This is a genomic window from Streptomyces sp. NPDC127068, assembly GCF_042724695.1.
In the GTDB taxonomy this organism is placed as follows: Bacteria; Actinomycetota; Actinomycetes; order Streptomycetales; family Streptomycetaceae; genus Streptomyces.
This window is the reverse complement of sequence record NZ_JBHXEN010000043.1, coordinates 1-14,126: the sequence shown is the minus strand read 5'-3', so window position 1 is coordinate 14,126 and position 14,126 is coordinate 1. Positions and strand designations below refer to the sequence as shown.

13 protein-coding genes and 1 pseudogene are annotated in these 14,126 nt (G+C 71.8%); 5 read left to right on the top strand and 9 right to left on the bottom strand.

Going from position 1 to position 14,126, the window contains the following annotated elements; all coding sequences use genetic code 11:
• Nucleotides 1–15: 15 nt before the first annotated feature.
• The 7 genes from ACFWIA_RS24980 to ACFWIA_RS24950 all read right to left on the bottom strand — a co-directional run bounded on the left by ACFWIA_RS24980 (nt 16) and on the right by ACFWIA_RS24950 (nt 6,683).
• Nucleotides 16–1,038 carry a FecCD family ABC transporter permease gene (locus tag ACFWIA_RS24980; protein WP_387008704.1) on the bottom strand — a complete coding sequence of 341 codons (1,023 nt, stop codon included), beginning with the start codon at nt 1,036–1,038 and terminating at the stop codon, nt 16–18.
• Nucleotides 1,035–2,030, bottom strand: a complete 996-nt coding sequence (locus ACFWIA_RS24975) for an ABC transporter substrate-binding protein (RefSeq protein WP_387008702.1) — start codon at nt 2,028–2,030, stop codon at nt 1,035–1,037. The genes ACFWIA_RS24980 and ACFWIA_RS24975 overlap by 4 nt, the downstream gene beginning before the upstream one ends.
• Nucleotides 2,031–2,141: 111 nt before the next feature.
• The gene (locus ACFWIA_RS24970; protein ID WP_387008700.1) at nt 2,142–2,990 is read right to left on the bottom strand and encodes a siderophore-interacting protein; all 849 of its coding nucleotides are present in this window, start codon (nt 2,988–2,990) and stop codon (nt 2,142–2,144) included.
• Entirely contained in the window at nt 2,987–3,226 is a 240-nt protein-coding gene (locus ACFWIA_RS24965) for a phosphopantetheine-binding protein (RefSeq protein ID WP_387008698.1), read from the bottom strand. The genes ACFWIA_RS24970 and ACFWIA_RS24965 overlap by 4 nt, the downstream gene beginning before the upstream one ends.
• 124 nt (nt 3,227–3,350) lie before the next feature.
• Entirely contained in the window at nt 3,351–4,958 is a 1,608-nt protein-coding gene (locus ACFWIA_RS24960) for a (2,3-dihydroxybenzoyl)adenylate synthase (protein WP_387008696.1), read from the bottom strand.
• Nucleotides 4,955–6,151: an isochorismate synthase gene (locus ACFWIA_RS24955; RefSeq protein WP_387008694.1), complete on the bottom strand. Its 1,197-nt coding sequence runs from the start codon at nt 6,149–6,151 to the stop codon at nt 4,955–4,957. The genes ACFWIA_RS24960 and ACFWIA_RS24955 overlap by 4 nt, the downstream gene beginning before the upstream one ends.
• Nucleotides 6,152–6,167: 16 nt before the next feature.
• Entirely contained in the window at nt 6,168–6,683 is a 516-nt protein-coding gene (locus tag ACFWIA_RS24950) for a hypothetical protein (RefSeq protein ID WP_387008692.1), read from the bottom strand.
• Between the two features lie 578 nt (nt 6,684–7,261).
• Between ACFWIA_RS24950 and ACFWIA_RS24945 the strand changes: the two genes are divergently transcribed.
• On the top strand, nt 7,262–7,420 hold the full coding sequence (locus tag ACFWIA_RS24945; RefSeq protein WP_387008690.1) for a hypothetical protein: 159 nt from the start codon (nt 7,262–7,264) through the stop codon (nt 7,418–7,420).
• A 265-nt stretch (nt 7,421–7,685) separates the two neighbouring features.
• Nucleotides 7,686–7,934 (top strand): annotated as a pseudogene (locus tag ACFWIA_RS24940) (transcriptional regulator); the annotation flags it as partial.
• Between the two features lie 176 nt (nt 7,935–8,110).
• On the opposite strand, the gene ACFWIA_RS24935 reads toward ACFWIA_RS24940, so the two are convergent.
• Entirely contained in the window at nt 8,111–8,581 is a 471-nt protein-coding gene (locus ACFWIA_RS24935) for a hypothetical protein (protein ID WP_387008688.1), read from the bottom strand.
• 150 nt (nt 8,582–8,731) lie between these two features.
• Here ACFWIA_RS24935 and ACFWIA_RS24930 point away from each other — a divergent pair, with 150 nt between their 5' ends.
• Nucleotides 8,732–9,280 (top strand): GNAT family N-acetyltransferase, encoded by a 549-nt coding sequence (locus tag ACFWIA_RS24930; RefSeq protein ID WP_387008686.1) that lies wholly within the window; start codon nt 8,732–8,734, stop codon nt 9,278–9,280.
• Nucleotides 9,281–9,464: 184 nt separating this feature from the next.
• Here ACFWIA_RS24930 and ACFWIA_RS24925 read toward each other — a convergent pair whose 3' ends face one another.
• Nucleotides 9,465–10,334, bottom strand: a complete 870-nt coding sequence (locus ACFWIA_RS24925) for a lytic polysaccharide monooxygenase (RefSeq protein WP_387008684.1) — start codon at nt 10,332–10,334, stop codon at nt 9,465–9,467.
• 1,270 nt (nt 10,335–11,604) lie between these two features.
• Between ACFWIA_RS24925 and ACFWIA_RS24920 the strand changes: the two genes are divergently transcribed.
• Entirely contained in the window at nt 11,605–12,591 is a 987-nt protein-coding gene (locus ACFWIA_RS24920; protein WP_387008769.1) for an ATP-binding cassette domain-containing protein, read from the top strand.
• On the top strand, nt 12,588–13,379 hold the full coding sequence (locus ACFWIA_RS24915) for an ABC transporter permease (RefSeq protein WP_387008682.1): 792 nt from the start codon (nt 12,588–12,590) through the stop codon (nt 13,377–13,379). Before ACFWIA_RS24920 ends, ACFWIA_RS24915 begins: the two co-directional genes overlap by 4 nt.
• The last annotated feature ends 747 nt before the right edge of the window (nt 13,380–14,126 follow it).

The following is a 14,126-nucleotide window of genomic DNA, read 5'->3' as shown; positions in this document are numbered from 1 at the left end:
CTCCGGTGAGCGCGCTCACAGCGATCCCGCCCCGTAGCGGCGCACGGCCCAGATCAGCATGGGGCCGCCGAGGAACGCGGTGACGATGGCCACCGGCACCTCGCCGGTGGGCAGCAGCACCCGGGAGCCCATGTCGGCGATCAGCAGCAGGATCGGTCCGAGGACCATGGTGTGGAGCATCAGCCAGGGCACCGAGCCCGCCGCGAGCCGGCGGACCAGGTGCGGCACGATCAGCCCGACGAAGAGGATCGGGCCGGCGACCGCGGTGGCCGCCCCGCTGAGCACGGTGATCAGTACCAGGACGGCGCCCCGGACCCGGTTCACTCCGGCGCCCAGGGTGTGGGCGACGGTCTCCCCCAGGGTGAGGGCGTTGAGCGACCGGCTGAGGAGCAGCGCGCCCACCAGGGACGCGCCGATCGCGGTCAACGGGATGGCCAGCGGTGCCTGTTCGCGGGCCGCCAGCGATCCGACGGACCAGAAGCGGTAGACGTCGAAGACGTCCGGGAGCATCAGCCGCAGGCCCAGGGCGACACCGCTGAGCACCGCCGTCACCGCCACGCCGGTGAGCACCATGCGCAGCGGTGAACGACGGCCGACGGCGGCGACCAGCAGGGCCGCGAGCACCGAACCGATGATCGCGAAGCCCAGCTCGCCGGCCTGCCCCCCGGCCCAGCCGAGGGCCGAGCCGAGGGTGATGGCGAATCCGGCGCCGGCGGTGACCCCGAGGATGCCGGGCTCGGCGAGTGGGTTGCGGGCCAGCGTCTGGATCAGGGCGCCGGCCACCGCCAGCGCGGCGCCCACCGCGACGGCGAGCAGCGCGCGGGGTGCCCGGACGTCCCGGACGATCACGTGGTCGTCGGTGCCCCGGAAGTCCACCAGGGCCCGGACGACCTCGGCGGGCGGGACCGAGCGGGCGCCGACGCCGATGCTGAGCACGGCGATCGCCAGCAGCAGCACCAGTCCGCCGACGAGGATGCCGACCTGCGGCACGGCCCGCTTGGTTCCCTCCTGCCGTGACGCGTGGCCTGCGACGGTCACTGGTCCAGCAGCGGCGCGAACGCCTTGTCGATCGCGTCCAGGGTCTGCACACCCTGGCCGTAGGTCGCGGCCTCGGTGTAGCGGAACGCGAAGGTCTTGCCGGCCTTCACCGCGGGCAGGTTCTTCCACAGCTTCGAGTCCATGACGTACTTCACGGGCTCGGGGACGCTGCCGTCGGCCTGGACCGAGTAGGTGATGGCGTCGGCCTCACCGAGCGACTCGGGGAGTTCCTCGATGGACGGGTACTCGCTGACCGACTGCGAACCGGGGCCGGCCTTCTTGACCTTGCCGTAGTACTTCGCGCCGACGTCCTCCGCGATGTTGGAGCCCCAGGAGCGGCCGAACTCGCGGTGGAAGTTGCCCTTGGCGACCTCGCCGTAGGCGCCGACGTGGCCCAGCTTGAGCTTGGGCAGCACCGACTCGTACTTCTTGGCGAGCTCGCTGGCCTTGGCCTCGTAGGTGGCCTTCACGCTGTCGAACTGCTTGAGCGCTCCGGCGGCGTCGGCCTGCTTGTGGGACAGTTCGCGCCAGGCGGAGGGCACGGTCGGGCCGATCGCGACGACCGGGGCGATGGACTCCAGCCGCTTGACGTCGATGTCGCCGAGCACCGGGGCGGGCACGCCGATGACGATCAGGTCGGGGTCGGCCTCGGCGATGGCCTCGTAGTTGGTCTCGGCGGCCTGCTCGCCGGCCACCTTGGTGAGCTTCTTGTAGGCGGCCAGGTCCTTCTCGTTCATCATCGGTTCGCCGCGCTTCCACGACGAGATCCCGACCAGCGGTGCGCCGGCCTCGATCAGGACGGGTACGGCGTAGCCGGTGGCCACGACGCGCTTCGGGTCCGCCGGGATGGTGATCTTGCCGTTGTCGGCGGCGAAGACCCGGGTCTTGTCCTTCGCGTCCGAACCCTTCTCGTCATCGGACGAGCCGCATCCGGTGAGGGCCAGGCTCAGGGCCAAGGCACCGGCCAGACCCGACGATCTGCGCACGAACATGCATAACTCCTTGAGATGAGGTGGAACTCGCCCCGTGTGAGGCGTCGTTGAGGGGACGACCGGGTGGGGCCGTGCGGCCCGTGCCGGTGCGTCCGGCCGGTGTGCCGGAGGTCAGTGGTCGTCGTCGAAGTCGGCGACGCCGCGTTTCCAGTAGCCGGTGATGTCGTGGTCGGCCTTCGCCAACTGCAAGGTGTCCCGGGCCCAGCGGCGCAGTGGTTTGACCTGCCCCGCTTCTCCCGCCGCCCACAGGTACACGCGCTCGCCCTCGGGCACGGTCACCGCGGTCACGGCCCGCTCCAGCGCGTCGCCGGTGCCCGCGGGACGGTCGCCCCGGTGCAGCCAGTGGACGTCGATCCCTTCGGGCGCGGACAGTTCGATCTCCTCGCCGGGGTCGGTGACTTCGATGAACGCCCAGCCGCGTGCGGTGCGGGGCAGTTCTTCCAGCCAGCGGGCGATGGCGGGCAGTGCCGTGATGTCGCCGGCGAGCAGGTAGCGGTCGTAGGAGTGCGGAACGATCAGTCCGCCGGGCGGTCCCGCGACGTACACGAGGGCACCCGGCTCGACCGCGCACGCCCAGTCGGAGGCGAGGCCGTGTTCGTGCGGGGCGATGTCGATGTCGATCTCGCCCGTGGACGGGTCGAAGCGGCGCACCGTGTACTCGCGCGAGGTGGGCGCCGGGCGCGGCCACTTCAGCATCATCCCGTTCGTTTCGGGCAGTCGGAGCGAGCCGTCCGCCTCCGGGAAGATCAGTTTGACGTGTTCGTCCGGTGCGTGGGCTTCGAAGCCCTCGGCGCCCGCTCCGCCCAGGGTCACGCGCAGCAGGCCGGTGCCGACCATCGTGGTGCGCAGGACCTCGATCTCCCGGACCCGGATCGGATAGCCCACCTTCTCGGCTTCGCGGCCCGCCCGGACCTCGGCGATCCGTTCCAGGTGGCGGTGCCGGTGGTCGACCCGGGTCATGCCGGGCCGCCGGTCAGGAGCGCCGTCCAGTGGCCCAGTTCGGCGCGCTCGGCCAGGTCGGGGAACTCCAGGGTGGTCGCCCCGGCATCGCGCCAGCGCTCCACCAGGACCATGATCCGCATCGAGTCCAGGCCGTAGTTGACGAGGTCTTCCTCGGGTGCGATCTCGGCGGGGTCGCACCCGAGCAGCTCCGCGACGTCGGCGCGGACCCGCTCGGGTGACAGGGGCTGGTTCATCGGGTGGCTCCTGCGGGAATCGGTGCGGTCGACGCAGACGGAGTGGACGGGGCGGGCGGGGCGGAGGCGCAATCGGCCGTCAGGGGCAGCGCGGACGGCCGGGTCTCGGACAGGGGCACGCTCCTCACTCCTTCCGCGCGAGGGCGGCCAGCGCCGCCCGCAGCTCACGCTTGCTGGTCTTGCCGACGCCGGTCACCGGGAACTGCTCGACGACCTGGACCAGATCGGGCACCTTGTACGCGGCGATCCCGCGTTCGCGGACGAAGGTGCGCAGTTCCAGCCCGGTGGGCACGACGTCCGTGGCGGGCACGACGTAGGCGCAGATCCGCTCGCCGAGGTAGGGGTCGGGCACGGCGACCACGGCCGCGTCGAGCACGCTCGGGTGGGCCATCAGATGGTCCTCGACCTCCTCGGCCGCGACCTTCTCCCCGCCCCGGTTGATCTGCTCCTTGGCCCGCCCCACGACTTCCAGTTGTCCCGAGGGGCTGCGCCGGACCAGGTCACCGGTGCGGTAGAAGCCGTCCGCGGTGAACGCCGTGGCGTTGTGCTCGGCGGCCCGGTAGTAGCCGCGGATCGTGTAGGGGCCGCGGGTGAGCAGGGCCCCGGTCTCGCCGGGCGCCACGTCGACGTCGGTGTGCAGGTCGACGACGCGGATCTCGTCGTCGTCGGAGATGGGGCTGCCCTGGGTGCCCAGCACGACCTCCTCGGGGTCGTCCAACCGCGTGTAGCAGACCAGCCCTTCGGCCATGCCGAACACCTGTTGGAGCTGGCAGTCCAGGGCGGGGCCGATCCGTTCGGCGAGTTCGCGCCCGCACTTGGCCCCGCCGACCAGCAGCACTTCGAGGGAGGACAGGTCCCGGTCGGTGCGGGCCGCGGCCTGCACCCAGGCGGCGGCCAACGGCGGCACCACCCCGGTGATCGTGACCCCTTCGGCCTCGATCAGTCGGAACGCGGTGTCGGCGTCCGGTCGCGGCGCCATGACCGTGGCGGCGCCCGCGTACAGCGCGCCCAGCACGCCCGGCGAGCTGAGCGGGAAGTTGTGCGCCACGGGCAGCGTGGCCAGGTAGACGCTGTCGGGACGCAGGGCGCAGATCCGGGCGCTCTCGCGGACGCTGTAGAGGTAGTCGTCGTGGGTGCGCGGGATCAGCTTCGACAATCCCGTGCTCCCACCGGACAGTTGGAGGAACGCGACGCCCTCCGGGTCGGGGTCGGGCAGCTCGCGCGGCGCCGTTGCCGCGAGGTCGGTGAACTCGTCCGATCCGAGCACCCACACCTGGCGTACGGAGTCCACTTGGGAGGCGACGGTGCGGGCGGTCGCGGCGTGGTCGTGGCGCTCGTGTTCGCCGACGGTGATGATCGCGGCGGCTTCGCTGTGCGTCGCGAAGTGCAGCAGTTCGCTGCGGCGGTGCGCGGGCAGCGCGAACACCGGCAGTACGCCCGCGCGCCACATCCCGAACACCACCGGCAGGAACTCGGGGATGTTGGGCAGTTGGAGGACGACCCGGTCGCCGGGCGCCAGTCCGGTGTCGATCAGACCGGCCGCGATCCGGTGGGCCCGCTGGTCCAGTTCGGCGAAGGTCCACCGGCTGTCCCCGCCCACGACGGCGGTCCGGCCGGCGTGCTCGGTGGCGAGCGAGGAGAGCAGCGCCCCGAAGGTCTGCCCGCGCCAGTGGCCGGCGGCCCGGTAGCGCGCGGCGACCTCCGGCGGCCAGGCCACGTGGTCCACGGTCATGCCGCGTCCTCCAGTCCGAGCGCACGCAGCAGCGTGCCGAATTTGGCGCCCGTTTCGGCCAGTTCGGCGGCGGGGTCCGAGCCGGCGACGATCCCGGCCCCGGCGAACAGGCGCACCGTCCGGTCCCAGACCTCGGCGCTGCGGATCGTCACGGCCCACTCGCCGTCGCCGTCGTGTCCCGTCCAGCCGACCATCCCGGCGTAGTAGCCGCGGTCCTCCGGCTCCAGGTCCGCGATGGCGGCGAGGGCTCCGGCCCCGGGCACCCCGCACACGGCGGGGGTCGGGTGCAGTGCCTCGGCCAACCCCAGTGCCGAGCTGGCCGGGTCGGTCGGATCGGCCAGCCGTCCGCTGATCCGCGTGGAGAGGTGCCACATGGTCGGCGTGCCGATCACCTCGGGCTCCGCGGGAACGTCCAGGTCCACGCAGAACCGCCCGAGGACCTCGGCCACCTGTGCGGCGGTGTGGGCGTGTTCGCCCAAGTCCTTGGTCGATGCACGGAGTCGGGCGATCCGTTCGCGGTCCACCGCCTCGTCGCCCGAGCGGGGGGCCGAGCCGGCCAGCGGATTGGCCACCACGGTCGTGCCGCGGCGGGACACCAGCAGTTCGGGGCTGGCCCCGACCAGGGTGCGCGGGGCGGGGTCGCCGGGCGCGGTGACGTCGACGGCGAATCCGTACGCGGCCGGGTCCGCCCGTACCAGTCGGGCGAGTAGCGCGGGCACCCACACCGGGGCGTCCGCGGTCAGCTCCAGGGAACGGGCCAGGACGACCTTGTCCAGGTCACCGCGGTCTATCAACTCCAGTGCACGACGCACTCCGTCGGCGTAGCGCGCACCCTCGGGACGCGGCGTGACCGTCCACGAGGTGCCGGACTCCGCATCCGGGGCGCGTACGCCTGCGGGGGCTTCGGCGCGCCGCACCACGGAGGGCACCACAAGGCCGGTCGTGGCCGACGGGCGGAATCCGACCGCCCCGGCGACGATGGGGTCGACCACTCCCGCGGCGGCGGCCGCGTCGAGCGCCTGGGCCGCGGCACGTGCTTGCGACCCGTCCTCGGCCCGGACCCGGGCGTGTACGCCGTCGGCGAGCAGTGTTCCCCGGGACGAGGAGAAGAACAGCGAGCCGGGCAGGTAGGCGGCCAGCAGGTCGGCCGCCCGGTACACGGGACTCGGGCGCACCAGCGCGGATATGGACACGTCAGCGATTCCTTCCTCAGGCGCGCGGGGTCGCGCCGCCGTCGACGAACACGTTCTGCGGGGTGGTGCACCGGGTCCGGCCGGAAGCCGGCAGCGGCGCGGCGGCGTCAGTGATGCCGGCCGGCTCGGCGTCGCAGCCGAGCGTGATGCCCACCAGGAACTGTTCGGGGTTCCCGCGCTCACCCGCGCGAGGTCGTTCTCGTCCGGCTGCGGTGGTCGCCGCATCGGGGTGTCGGTCGAGCCGGGACGTGCCCGCCCGTACGGAGCCGGTCGGCGGACCGGTTCGCAGCGGACGTCGACAACACCGGTTGTATAAGGAGGAGTTGTCGGTCGGCTCTCTTTCGGTGGCCTCGCACCGTGACACCGGCCGTCTGCCTGCCGTGTCGGTGGTGAAGGGGACGGCCCGGCCGTCGGGGCGTTTCACGGTGTCCGCCGGGTCGTCCGCGTCATGGGCGACGACGGCGTCAATTCCGCTGAACGCTCCGGTGACCAGCGCGGTCGAGCCCGCTTTCCCCCCGTTCCGGGCAAGCATGTATCCCCCCCTCGTTCACTAAAGTAAGGCTAACCTAATCAGAGACGTCGACATGCGCAAGGCGAGCCGTGCCCTTCATGACTCCGTGATATATGACTGCCCGTCATATCTCGCTACGGGTAATGGGAATAGCCCGTGAACGACCCGTGCGGGGGCAGGTGTGGACGGCCGACGCGCACGGATCCGGCTCATGGCGAGCGGACCGCTCCCGGCCGCCACCGCCGCCGCCCGCGCCCAGCCCGAGGAGCCCGGTTCACCCTCCGGTACGACACGGCCGTCCACCACGGTGACCTGGTCGACCGCTCGACGCGCGACCTCGCCCGACCACCCGCCTGCGGCCGACGCGGGCGGTGCGCCCGCCTCGCCCCGGACGGCGAAGCGCCCCGACGCCGGCAGGGGAATCCGACGTGCACTGCCGGCAATGCGGACGGACCGGCGGAATCGTCGGCCGGCCCTCCCCGAAGCCGTATTCGTACGCGACCGGGGGCGCGCGGTTGAGCTCGGCGCGGACGTGCTCTTCGTCATACGGGTCCACGGACGCGCTCCGACGCCGGGGCGTCGAGGTCGTACACCTCTCGATGTACGCCCCGTCCCGTCACCCGGGCGAGGAAGTGCGCCCCGGCACCGGCGGGACCCGGCCGGCGGCGGACCGCACCGCGGCCGGCGACCAGCGCCACCACCGTCTGGGCGACGGCAGCGAGGCACACCAGGGCGAGCGGCGCGCCAGCCGGAACTGACGGTGTGCAGCAGCCCGAAGAGCACCGGCCCGACGGCGGCCAGCAGATGGCCGATCGACTGCGCCATCGCCGACAGCGCACCGGGCACCGCCAGGCTCGTCGGCAGCGCGACGGCCTGGAGCCCCGTGAACGCCGTGACCGCCGGGGCGAGCCCGGAGCCCCAGGGCAACCGGTGTCCGCGGTTCGTCTGCGGAGCACGCTGCGGGGCCCACTGCACCTGGGGAAGCCACAGCAGCACGGCCACCAGTGCCAGCAGGACCCAAGCTGGAACGAGGTCGCGGACGAACAGGCCTTCGACCTGTGGCGGGCGCCGTCCCTGGAGAACCTGGAGCGGCTCACCGGCGAACTCGCCCCCGTCGCCGGGCCCGACTTCACCGGCCGGCTGCACCGCCATGTGGTGCCACGACGCGGCGTCCTGCGGCTGGACCACCCGACGGGGCACCGGCTCAGGCTGCTCCGCGAGACGCTCGAACTGCCCGTGGACGCCCGGACGGCCGAGGCCGTCGACCGCATCGCGTGGCACGGGGAACCGGTGACGAGGGGCTGCGCGCCGCCGCCCGGAGCACGGGCCCGCGCGAGCCCTCTTCCTCGACGCGCTGCGCCGCGGGGGGGGCCGGCCGCTCACCGTCAGGGTCGGCGCCGCCTGATCCAGCGCTGCCGGGCACCCGGCGGCGACCAGGTCCGAGCGGGTCAGCGGTCGTCGGGGCTCAACAGCGCGGCGGCCGTGGCGATGAAGGCGGCGGATGCTTCCTTGGCCGCATGCCGCCGGCCGTCCAGCTCGGTCCGGTCGACGGCCTTGCGCACCGCGTACGTGGCGTCTGCGGCCTGCTGGGCGGGTCCGGCCAGTTCCGGGACCAGGACCTGAAGGCGGATGTGGGGTGCGGTGATCGCCGCCCGGGTGTCGTGGGACCTCGTCTGAGCCTCCAGTTCGTGCTCGGCGCCCGCCTCGGTCAGGGCGAGACGCTCCCGGTGGAACATCGCCGAGCGGTGCGCGTCCAGGGCGGCCGCGAAGTCGGTGACGGCGCCGAGCTGGTCCTGACGGTGGCTGTCGGCGCGCTCCTCGATGCGTGCGGTGCGTGCCGAACGGTGCTGGAGGAGTCCGGCGGTCAGCGCACCGGCGAGGGTACCGAGTACGGCAACGATCGAAGGCCATAGGGACATCGGGTGTGGGGTCCTCTCGGGCGGGTGGGTCGGCGGACAGCAAAGGTACGCGGTGACGGGGTCACGCCTGCGGCGCTCCTCACCTGCCCCGACCCGACGGCCGGTCCGCGGCCGGGTGCCGCCCGGTGGCCGTGCGCTAGGTTGCCCACCATGACCGAGCTCGGACCCGTCGCCTGGCCACCCGCCCCGATGAAGACCGAGCGACTCGTGCTCCGCCGGTCCGCGGCCCGGGACCGTGCGACGTTCATCGAGCTGTTCGCATCGCCGGAGGTGCGCACCTACCTCGGTGGCCCCCGACCGCGCGACGAACTCGAACGGACGGTGCCCGACGTACCTGGGCGCCGCCCTGGCGTCTTCGTGATCGAATGCGACGGCACGATGATCGGCACGGTCTCGCTCGACCGACGTGACCGCGGGCGTCCGGGTCACGTCCTTCCCGGTGCGGAGGAGGCCGAGCTCGGTTACCTGCTCCTGCCGCAAGCATGGGGACGCGGGTACGCGGCCGAGGCGTGCACGGCAGCGCTCGGTTGGTTCGCCGACGCGCTGCCCGGCGAGCCGGTGGTGCTCTGCACCCAGACCGCCAACAGCCGCTCGGTGCGTCTCGCGGAGAAGCTGGGCTTCACCGAGGTGGACCGGTTCGAGGAGTACGGCGCCGAGCAGTGGTTCGGGGTGTGGTCGCCGACCCGTCCGTCCGGTTGAGGTCCGCGAAGGGGGTTCACCGGAGGAGCGGCAGCCCGGGGACGCGAACACGGCCTCCGCCCGGTCCCGTGCTTCGACCTCTGAAGCACGGGACCAAGACGAAGGCCGTGGCGGAACGGGTCCGCGCTACCACGACGTCCTCAGGGGAGCGTTCGTGGTGGTGTCACCCCGTCGGGAAGCCGGGTCAGTTCGTCTGGCGGCGACCGCGGCCGAAGTACAGGGCGCCCCCCGCGAACATGACGGCGCCCGCACCCCAGGCCAGGGCTCCGGCCATCGGGGAGCCGGTGGACTGCGCTTCGGCGGAGACCGGTGCGGGGGCCTGCTCGTCCCCGCCGTGGCCCGCGTGGCTGACGGTCGAACGCGAAGCGCCCGCGTCGATCTTCGCCTCGTTCGGAGCCTTGGCCGCGGACGAGCCCCCGCCGCCGTAGACGACGTCCGAGCATCCGTAGAACGCCTCGGGGCTGTCGTGGCGCTGCCAGACCTTGTAGACGATGTGACGGCCCGTACGGGCGGGGAGGGCGCCGGTGAACTTGTAGTAGCCGTTGTCGCTGGCGCGCGGCGTGGCGTACTTGCCCACCGGGGTCGGGTCCAGGTCCGACCACTTCAGCGGCTTCGTCGGGTCGAAGCCCTGCTTGGTGATGTACATCGTCATCGTGCCCAGGTGCGCCGCGGTGATCCGCACGTTGAAGTTGTAGGAACCCGCGTTCACCGCCGTGGCGGGCCAGTCGGTGCGGGCCCAGTCCAGGGCGCGGTACTTCACACGGTTGGCGGAACAGAGCTTCCCGTCGGGAATGATCTCCTGGTGCTTCCCGTTCGCATTGGCGATGTTCACCTCGTTCCAGTCATAGAGCGGCTGGGAACCCGAGTCGGCGAGGAGGTCCTTGCAGACCTTGGACTTCGGCGTCTCCGGGCCTTCGGCGAAGCAGGCACTCACCCTGCTGACCGGGCCGAAGACGGAGCCGTGCGCGCTGGCGGGTGAGGGCGCCAGGGAGACGAATGTCGCGGCGGACACAACCACCGAGGCGGCGGCGAGGCGGCGGCGGGTGGCAGACATAGTCGCTCACTCTCGTACGTGTAGGGGACGTCGGGAGGGTCATGACAACACCGGCCCATACGTGGGGTGTTGGGACGGTGATCTGCACCGAGGATCGCATTGGTACATACCAATAGCAAGGGGTTTCGCGCGGGTCGCCAGGGAAAGGATTCTTCGCTACCGAGAGTGATCACGGCCAAGGCGGCAGCGGTGCCGGCGACATGGTGTCCCAAGCCGCGGCAGCTGGCCGGTCGGCCTCCACGCCGCCCCGATACGATACGTCAGCCACCTTCCGCATCAGCCCTGTTCACATTCTGACCTGCACAAACACTCCTGCGAAGCCCGTACTTGAGCACGGAACGAACCGTGCCGAATCCCCGTCTGCGCACCCGGTCCGGCCCTCGGCCCGTCCTGTTCCGTCACACGAAAACGCACCGCCCGGGAACCGTAGCGGGCTGCACGACGACTACTGCCTGTGGCGGGAATTGCGGACCGGTGAGGAATGACGGGCGAACGGGCCGCTACGGAGTTCCGGCCCGCCAGTTGCCGTCACTCCCCGTGGCCCCCCTTCGACGGGCGCGCTGCCGGCCGCGGTCCCCGGCATCCTCGTCGCCACCCCGTCGCTCGCGAACACGCCGTGCCGCTCCGCCGCCCGACGCCTCGCGCTGACGGGTGGCTGGAGACATGGCGAGGACCTTCCGACGGGAAGGACAGCCACCGGGGCCGGGCGAGCGGCACGGGGCGATGGGAGCCGTTTCGTCGTGCGGCCACCGGAGGAAGCCGGGGCGACCGTACGACCGCACGGGGAAGGCGAACGGGAGGACGCCGCCACGTGCCCGGTCACACGGGCGCGCCGACTGCCGTCATGCCACTCGCGCGCGGTCCGGTAACGACCGAGGGGGAATCCAGGCCAGGTGGCGGGGCCCGCACCGGTGGCCCGCCGAGGAATTGACGGCATCCCGGGGGTGGCCTCCGGCGACCACCGCCCAACCCGCTCCGGCCACCGAGGACTTCGCCGTCCCGTCCAGCTTCTTGCGGCAGTGGACGCTTCGGCCCCGAAGAAGGCGGGGCTGCCGTGCTGACACCTCCACTACTCGGTGGTACGGTGTAGTGGTACTCGGCGCTACGCAGTACCGGTTGCCGAGGATCGACCCGCATGCCCTCCCCGGCAGCCACACCTCCCTCACATATCGACAGACCCAAGGGAGCGGGAGCCGGACGTCCGGGCGCATCACCTTCCACCCCCCCGCGCCCCACCCTCCGAAAGGAATGCACCATGCCCTCATCTGTCATGCCCACATCCGGGCAGGGTGACGGTCATCCGTCGCCGATCGCGGTCTCCGCCGTCGGGCTCCGCAAGTCGTACGGCGAGAAGCTCGTCCTCGACGGCATCGATCTGCACATCCCGGCCGGATCGGTGTTCGCGCTGCTCGGCCCGAACGGCGCCGGCAAGACCACCGCCGTGAAGATCCTCTCCACTCTCATCAGCGCCGACGCCGGTGACCTGCGGGTCGGCGGGCACGACCTGAGCGCCGACCCGCAGTCGGTCCGTGCCGCGGTCGGTGTCACCGGGCAGTTCTCCGCCGTCGACGGCCTGATCACCGGCGAGGAGAACATGCTCCTCATGGCGGACCTGCACCACCTGTCCAAGAACGAGGGCCGGCGGGTCAGCGCCGAACTCCTGGAGCGCTTCGACCTGGCGAAGGCCGCGAAGAAGCCCGCCTCGACCTACTCCGGCGGCATGAAGCGACGGCTCGACCTCGCGATGACGCTGGTCGGCAGCCCCCGGATCATCTTCCTCGACGAGCCGACGACCGGGCTCGACCCGCGCTCCCGCCACAACATGTGGAACATCATCCGCGGCCTCGTCGCCGAGGGGGTGACCGTACTCCTCACCACCCAGTACCTGGACGAGGCCGACGAACTCGCCGACCGCATCGCCGTGTTGAACGACGGCAAGATCGTCGCCGAGGGCACCGCCGAGGAACTCAAGCGCCTCGTCCCTGGCGGGCACGTCCGGCTCCGCTTCACCGACCCGGCCGCGTACCAGTCCGCCGCTGACGCCCTGCGCGAGATCACCCGCAACGACGAGGCGCTGTCGCTGACCATCCCCAGCGACGGCAGTCAGCGCGAACTGCGGTCCCTCCTCGACTGGCTCGACTCCGCCGGCATCGAGGCGGACGAACTGACCGTTCACACCCCCGACCTCGACGACGTGTTCTTCGCTCTGACCGGACCCGCCCGTGTCCCCCACCAGCCGAAGGAGAACGTTCGATGAGCGCCCTGTCCCTCGCCGTACGCGACTCGACGACCATGCTGCGCCGCAACCTCCTGCACGCCTGGCGTTACCCGTCGGGGACCCTGAACCTGCTGCTCACGCCGATCATGATGCTGCTGCTCTTCGTCTACATCTTCGGTGACGTGATGAGCGCCGGCATCGGTGGCGGCAATGCGAACCGCTCCGACTACATCGCCTACATCGTCCCCGGCCTGCTGCTGATGACCGTCGGCAGCACCGTGATCGGGGCGGCCGTGTCCGTCTGCGTCGACATGACCCAGGGCCTCACCGCCCGCTTCCGCACGATGGCGATCTACCGGGGCTCCCTGCTCGTCGGCCATGTCCTCGGCGGGGTGTTGCAGTGCGTGATGAGCGTGGTCCTCGTCGGTGCGGTCGGGATGGCGATGGGCTTCCGGTCCACGGACGCCACGGCCCTGGAGTGGATCGCGGCGTTCGGGCTGATCACGCTGTTCGCCCTGGCCCTCACCTGGGTCGCGGTCGGGATGGGCGCGGCCAGTCCGAACCCCGAGGCGGCCGGCAACACGGCCATGCCGTTGATCCTCCTACCGCTCGTCTCCAGTGCGTTCATCCCGGCCGGCACGATGCCGGGCTGGTTCCAACCGATCGCCGAGTACCAACCCTTCACCCCCGCCATCGAGACCCTCCGCGGCCTGCTCCTCGGCACCGAGATCGGCCACAACGGCTGGATCGCGATCGCCTGGTGCGTCGGCCTGATCGCGATCGGATACCGCTGGTCGACGGCGCAGTTCAACCGCGACCCGAACTAGCCGGGACGCCCGCGCTGACCGCTTCGGCCCGGACCGTTGCGCCTGCCCCGGCCCCGCGAGCAGAGGGGCCCGCCCGCTCCTGATCGCCGCGGGCGAGCCCGCCCTCCGCCTCGGATGTGTCAGCGCACGTCGACGTGGTCGGCCGTGCTGGTGGCGGCGCCGGTCGCGGAGTTGCCGCCGTACACCCACCGGTAGTAGCCGTCGGCCGAGGCGGTGACCTTGGCCTTCAACGCTCCGGCGCGGCTGGTGGTGGCCTTCTTGACACGGTGATGCCGGTGTCCGCGGCCCGGGCGGCCGGCGCGTTCAGCGTCGAGAGGCCCAGCGCTCCGACGAAGGCGGCAGCCTATCGCCGCGGGCGTCCTCGCCGTCCCCGCTCAGGCCGGGCCGGGCACGGGTCCCGGTCCGGGTGCGCGGTACGAGGCGACCCAGCGGGCGCTGGACGATCTCGTCCAGTTGCGGCACCACGGTCTACGGCCACAGCGGCGGGGCCGCGGATGGCGGCAGCGAAGCCGTCGCCACGGAGAACGGCCACCGCTCCGTCACCATCAACGTCTACACGTGGCGCTCCCCCACAGTTCGGTTGCGAACAGGCCCTCCCGCTCAAGGTGTTCGACGGGCTTGACCTCGATCATGATTGAGGTTGTTGAGTAGGTGGTGGCGGCGATCGCCCCCCCCCCACTTGTGCACAACCGAGAAGGGCACCCCCCAGACCAGGGACCAGTCTCATATAAACAAAAGAAGCAGCCG

Coding starts and splice junctions, on each gene's coding strand:
- ACFWIA_RS24975 (WP_387008702.1), bottom strand. CDS start 2,030: ATGTTCGTGCGCAGATCGTCGGGTCTGGCCGGTGCCTTGGCCCTGAGC.
- ACFWIA_RS24970 (WP_387008700.1), bottom strand. CDS start 2,990: ATGACCCGGGTCGACCACCGGCACCGCCACCTGGAACGGATCGCCGAG.
- ACFWIA_RS24965 (WP_387008698.1), bottom strand. CDS start 3,226: ATGAACCAGCCCCTGTCACCCGAGCGGGTCCGCGCCGACGTCGCGGAG.
- ACFWIA_RS24960 (WP_387008696.1), bottom strand. CDS start 4,958: ATGACCGTGGACCACGTGGCCTGGCCGCCGGAGGTCGCCGCGCGCTAC.
- ACFWIA_RS24950 (WP_387008692.1), bottom strand. CDS start 6,683: ATGCTTGCCCGGAACGGGGGGAAAGCGGGCTCGACCGCGCTGGTCACC.
- ACFWIA_RS24945 (WP_387008690.1), top strand. CDS start 7,262: ATGTACGCCCCGTCCCGTCACCCGGGCGAGGAAGTGCGCCCCGGCACC.
- ACFWIA_RS24935 (WP_387008688.1), bottom strand. CDS start 8,581: ATGTCCCTATGGCCTTCGATCGTTGCCGTACTCGGTACCCTCGCCGGT.
- ACFWIA_RS24930 (WP_387008686.1), top strand. CDS start 8,732: ATGACCGAGCTCGGACCCGTCGCCTGGCCACCCGCCCCGATGAAGACC.
- ACFWIA_RS24925 (WP_387008684.1), bottom strand. CDS start 10,334: ATGTCTGCCACCCGCCGCCGCCTCGCCGCCGCCTCGGTGGTTGTGTCC.
- ACFWIA_RS24920 (WP_387008769.1), top strand. CDS start 11,605: ATGCCCACATCCGGGCAGGGTGACGGTCATCCGTCGCCGATCGCGGTC.
- ACFWIA_RS24915 (WP_387008682.1), top strand. CDS start 12,588: ATGAGCGCCCTGTCCCTCGCCGTACGCGACTCGACGACCATGCTGCGC.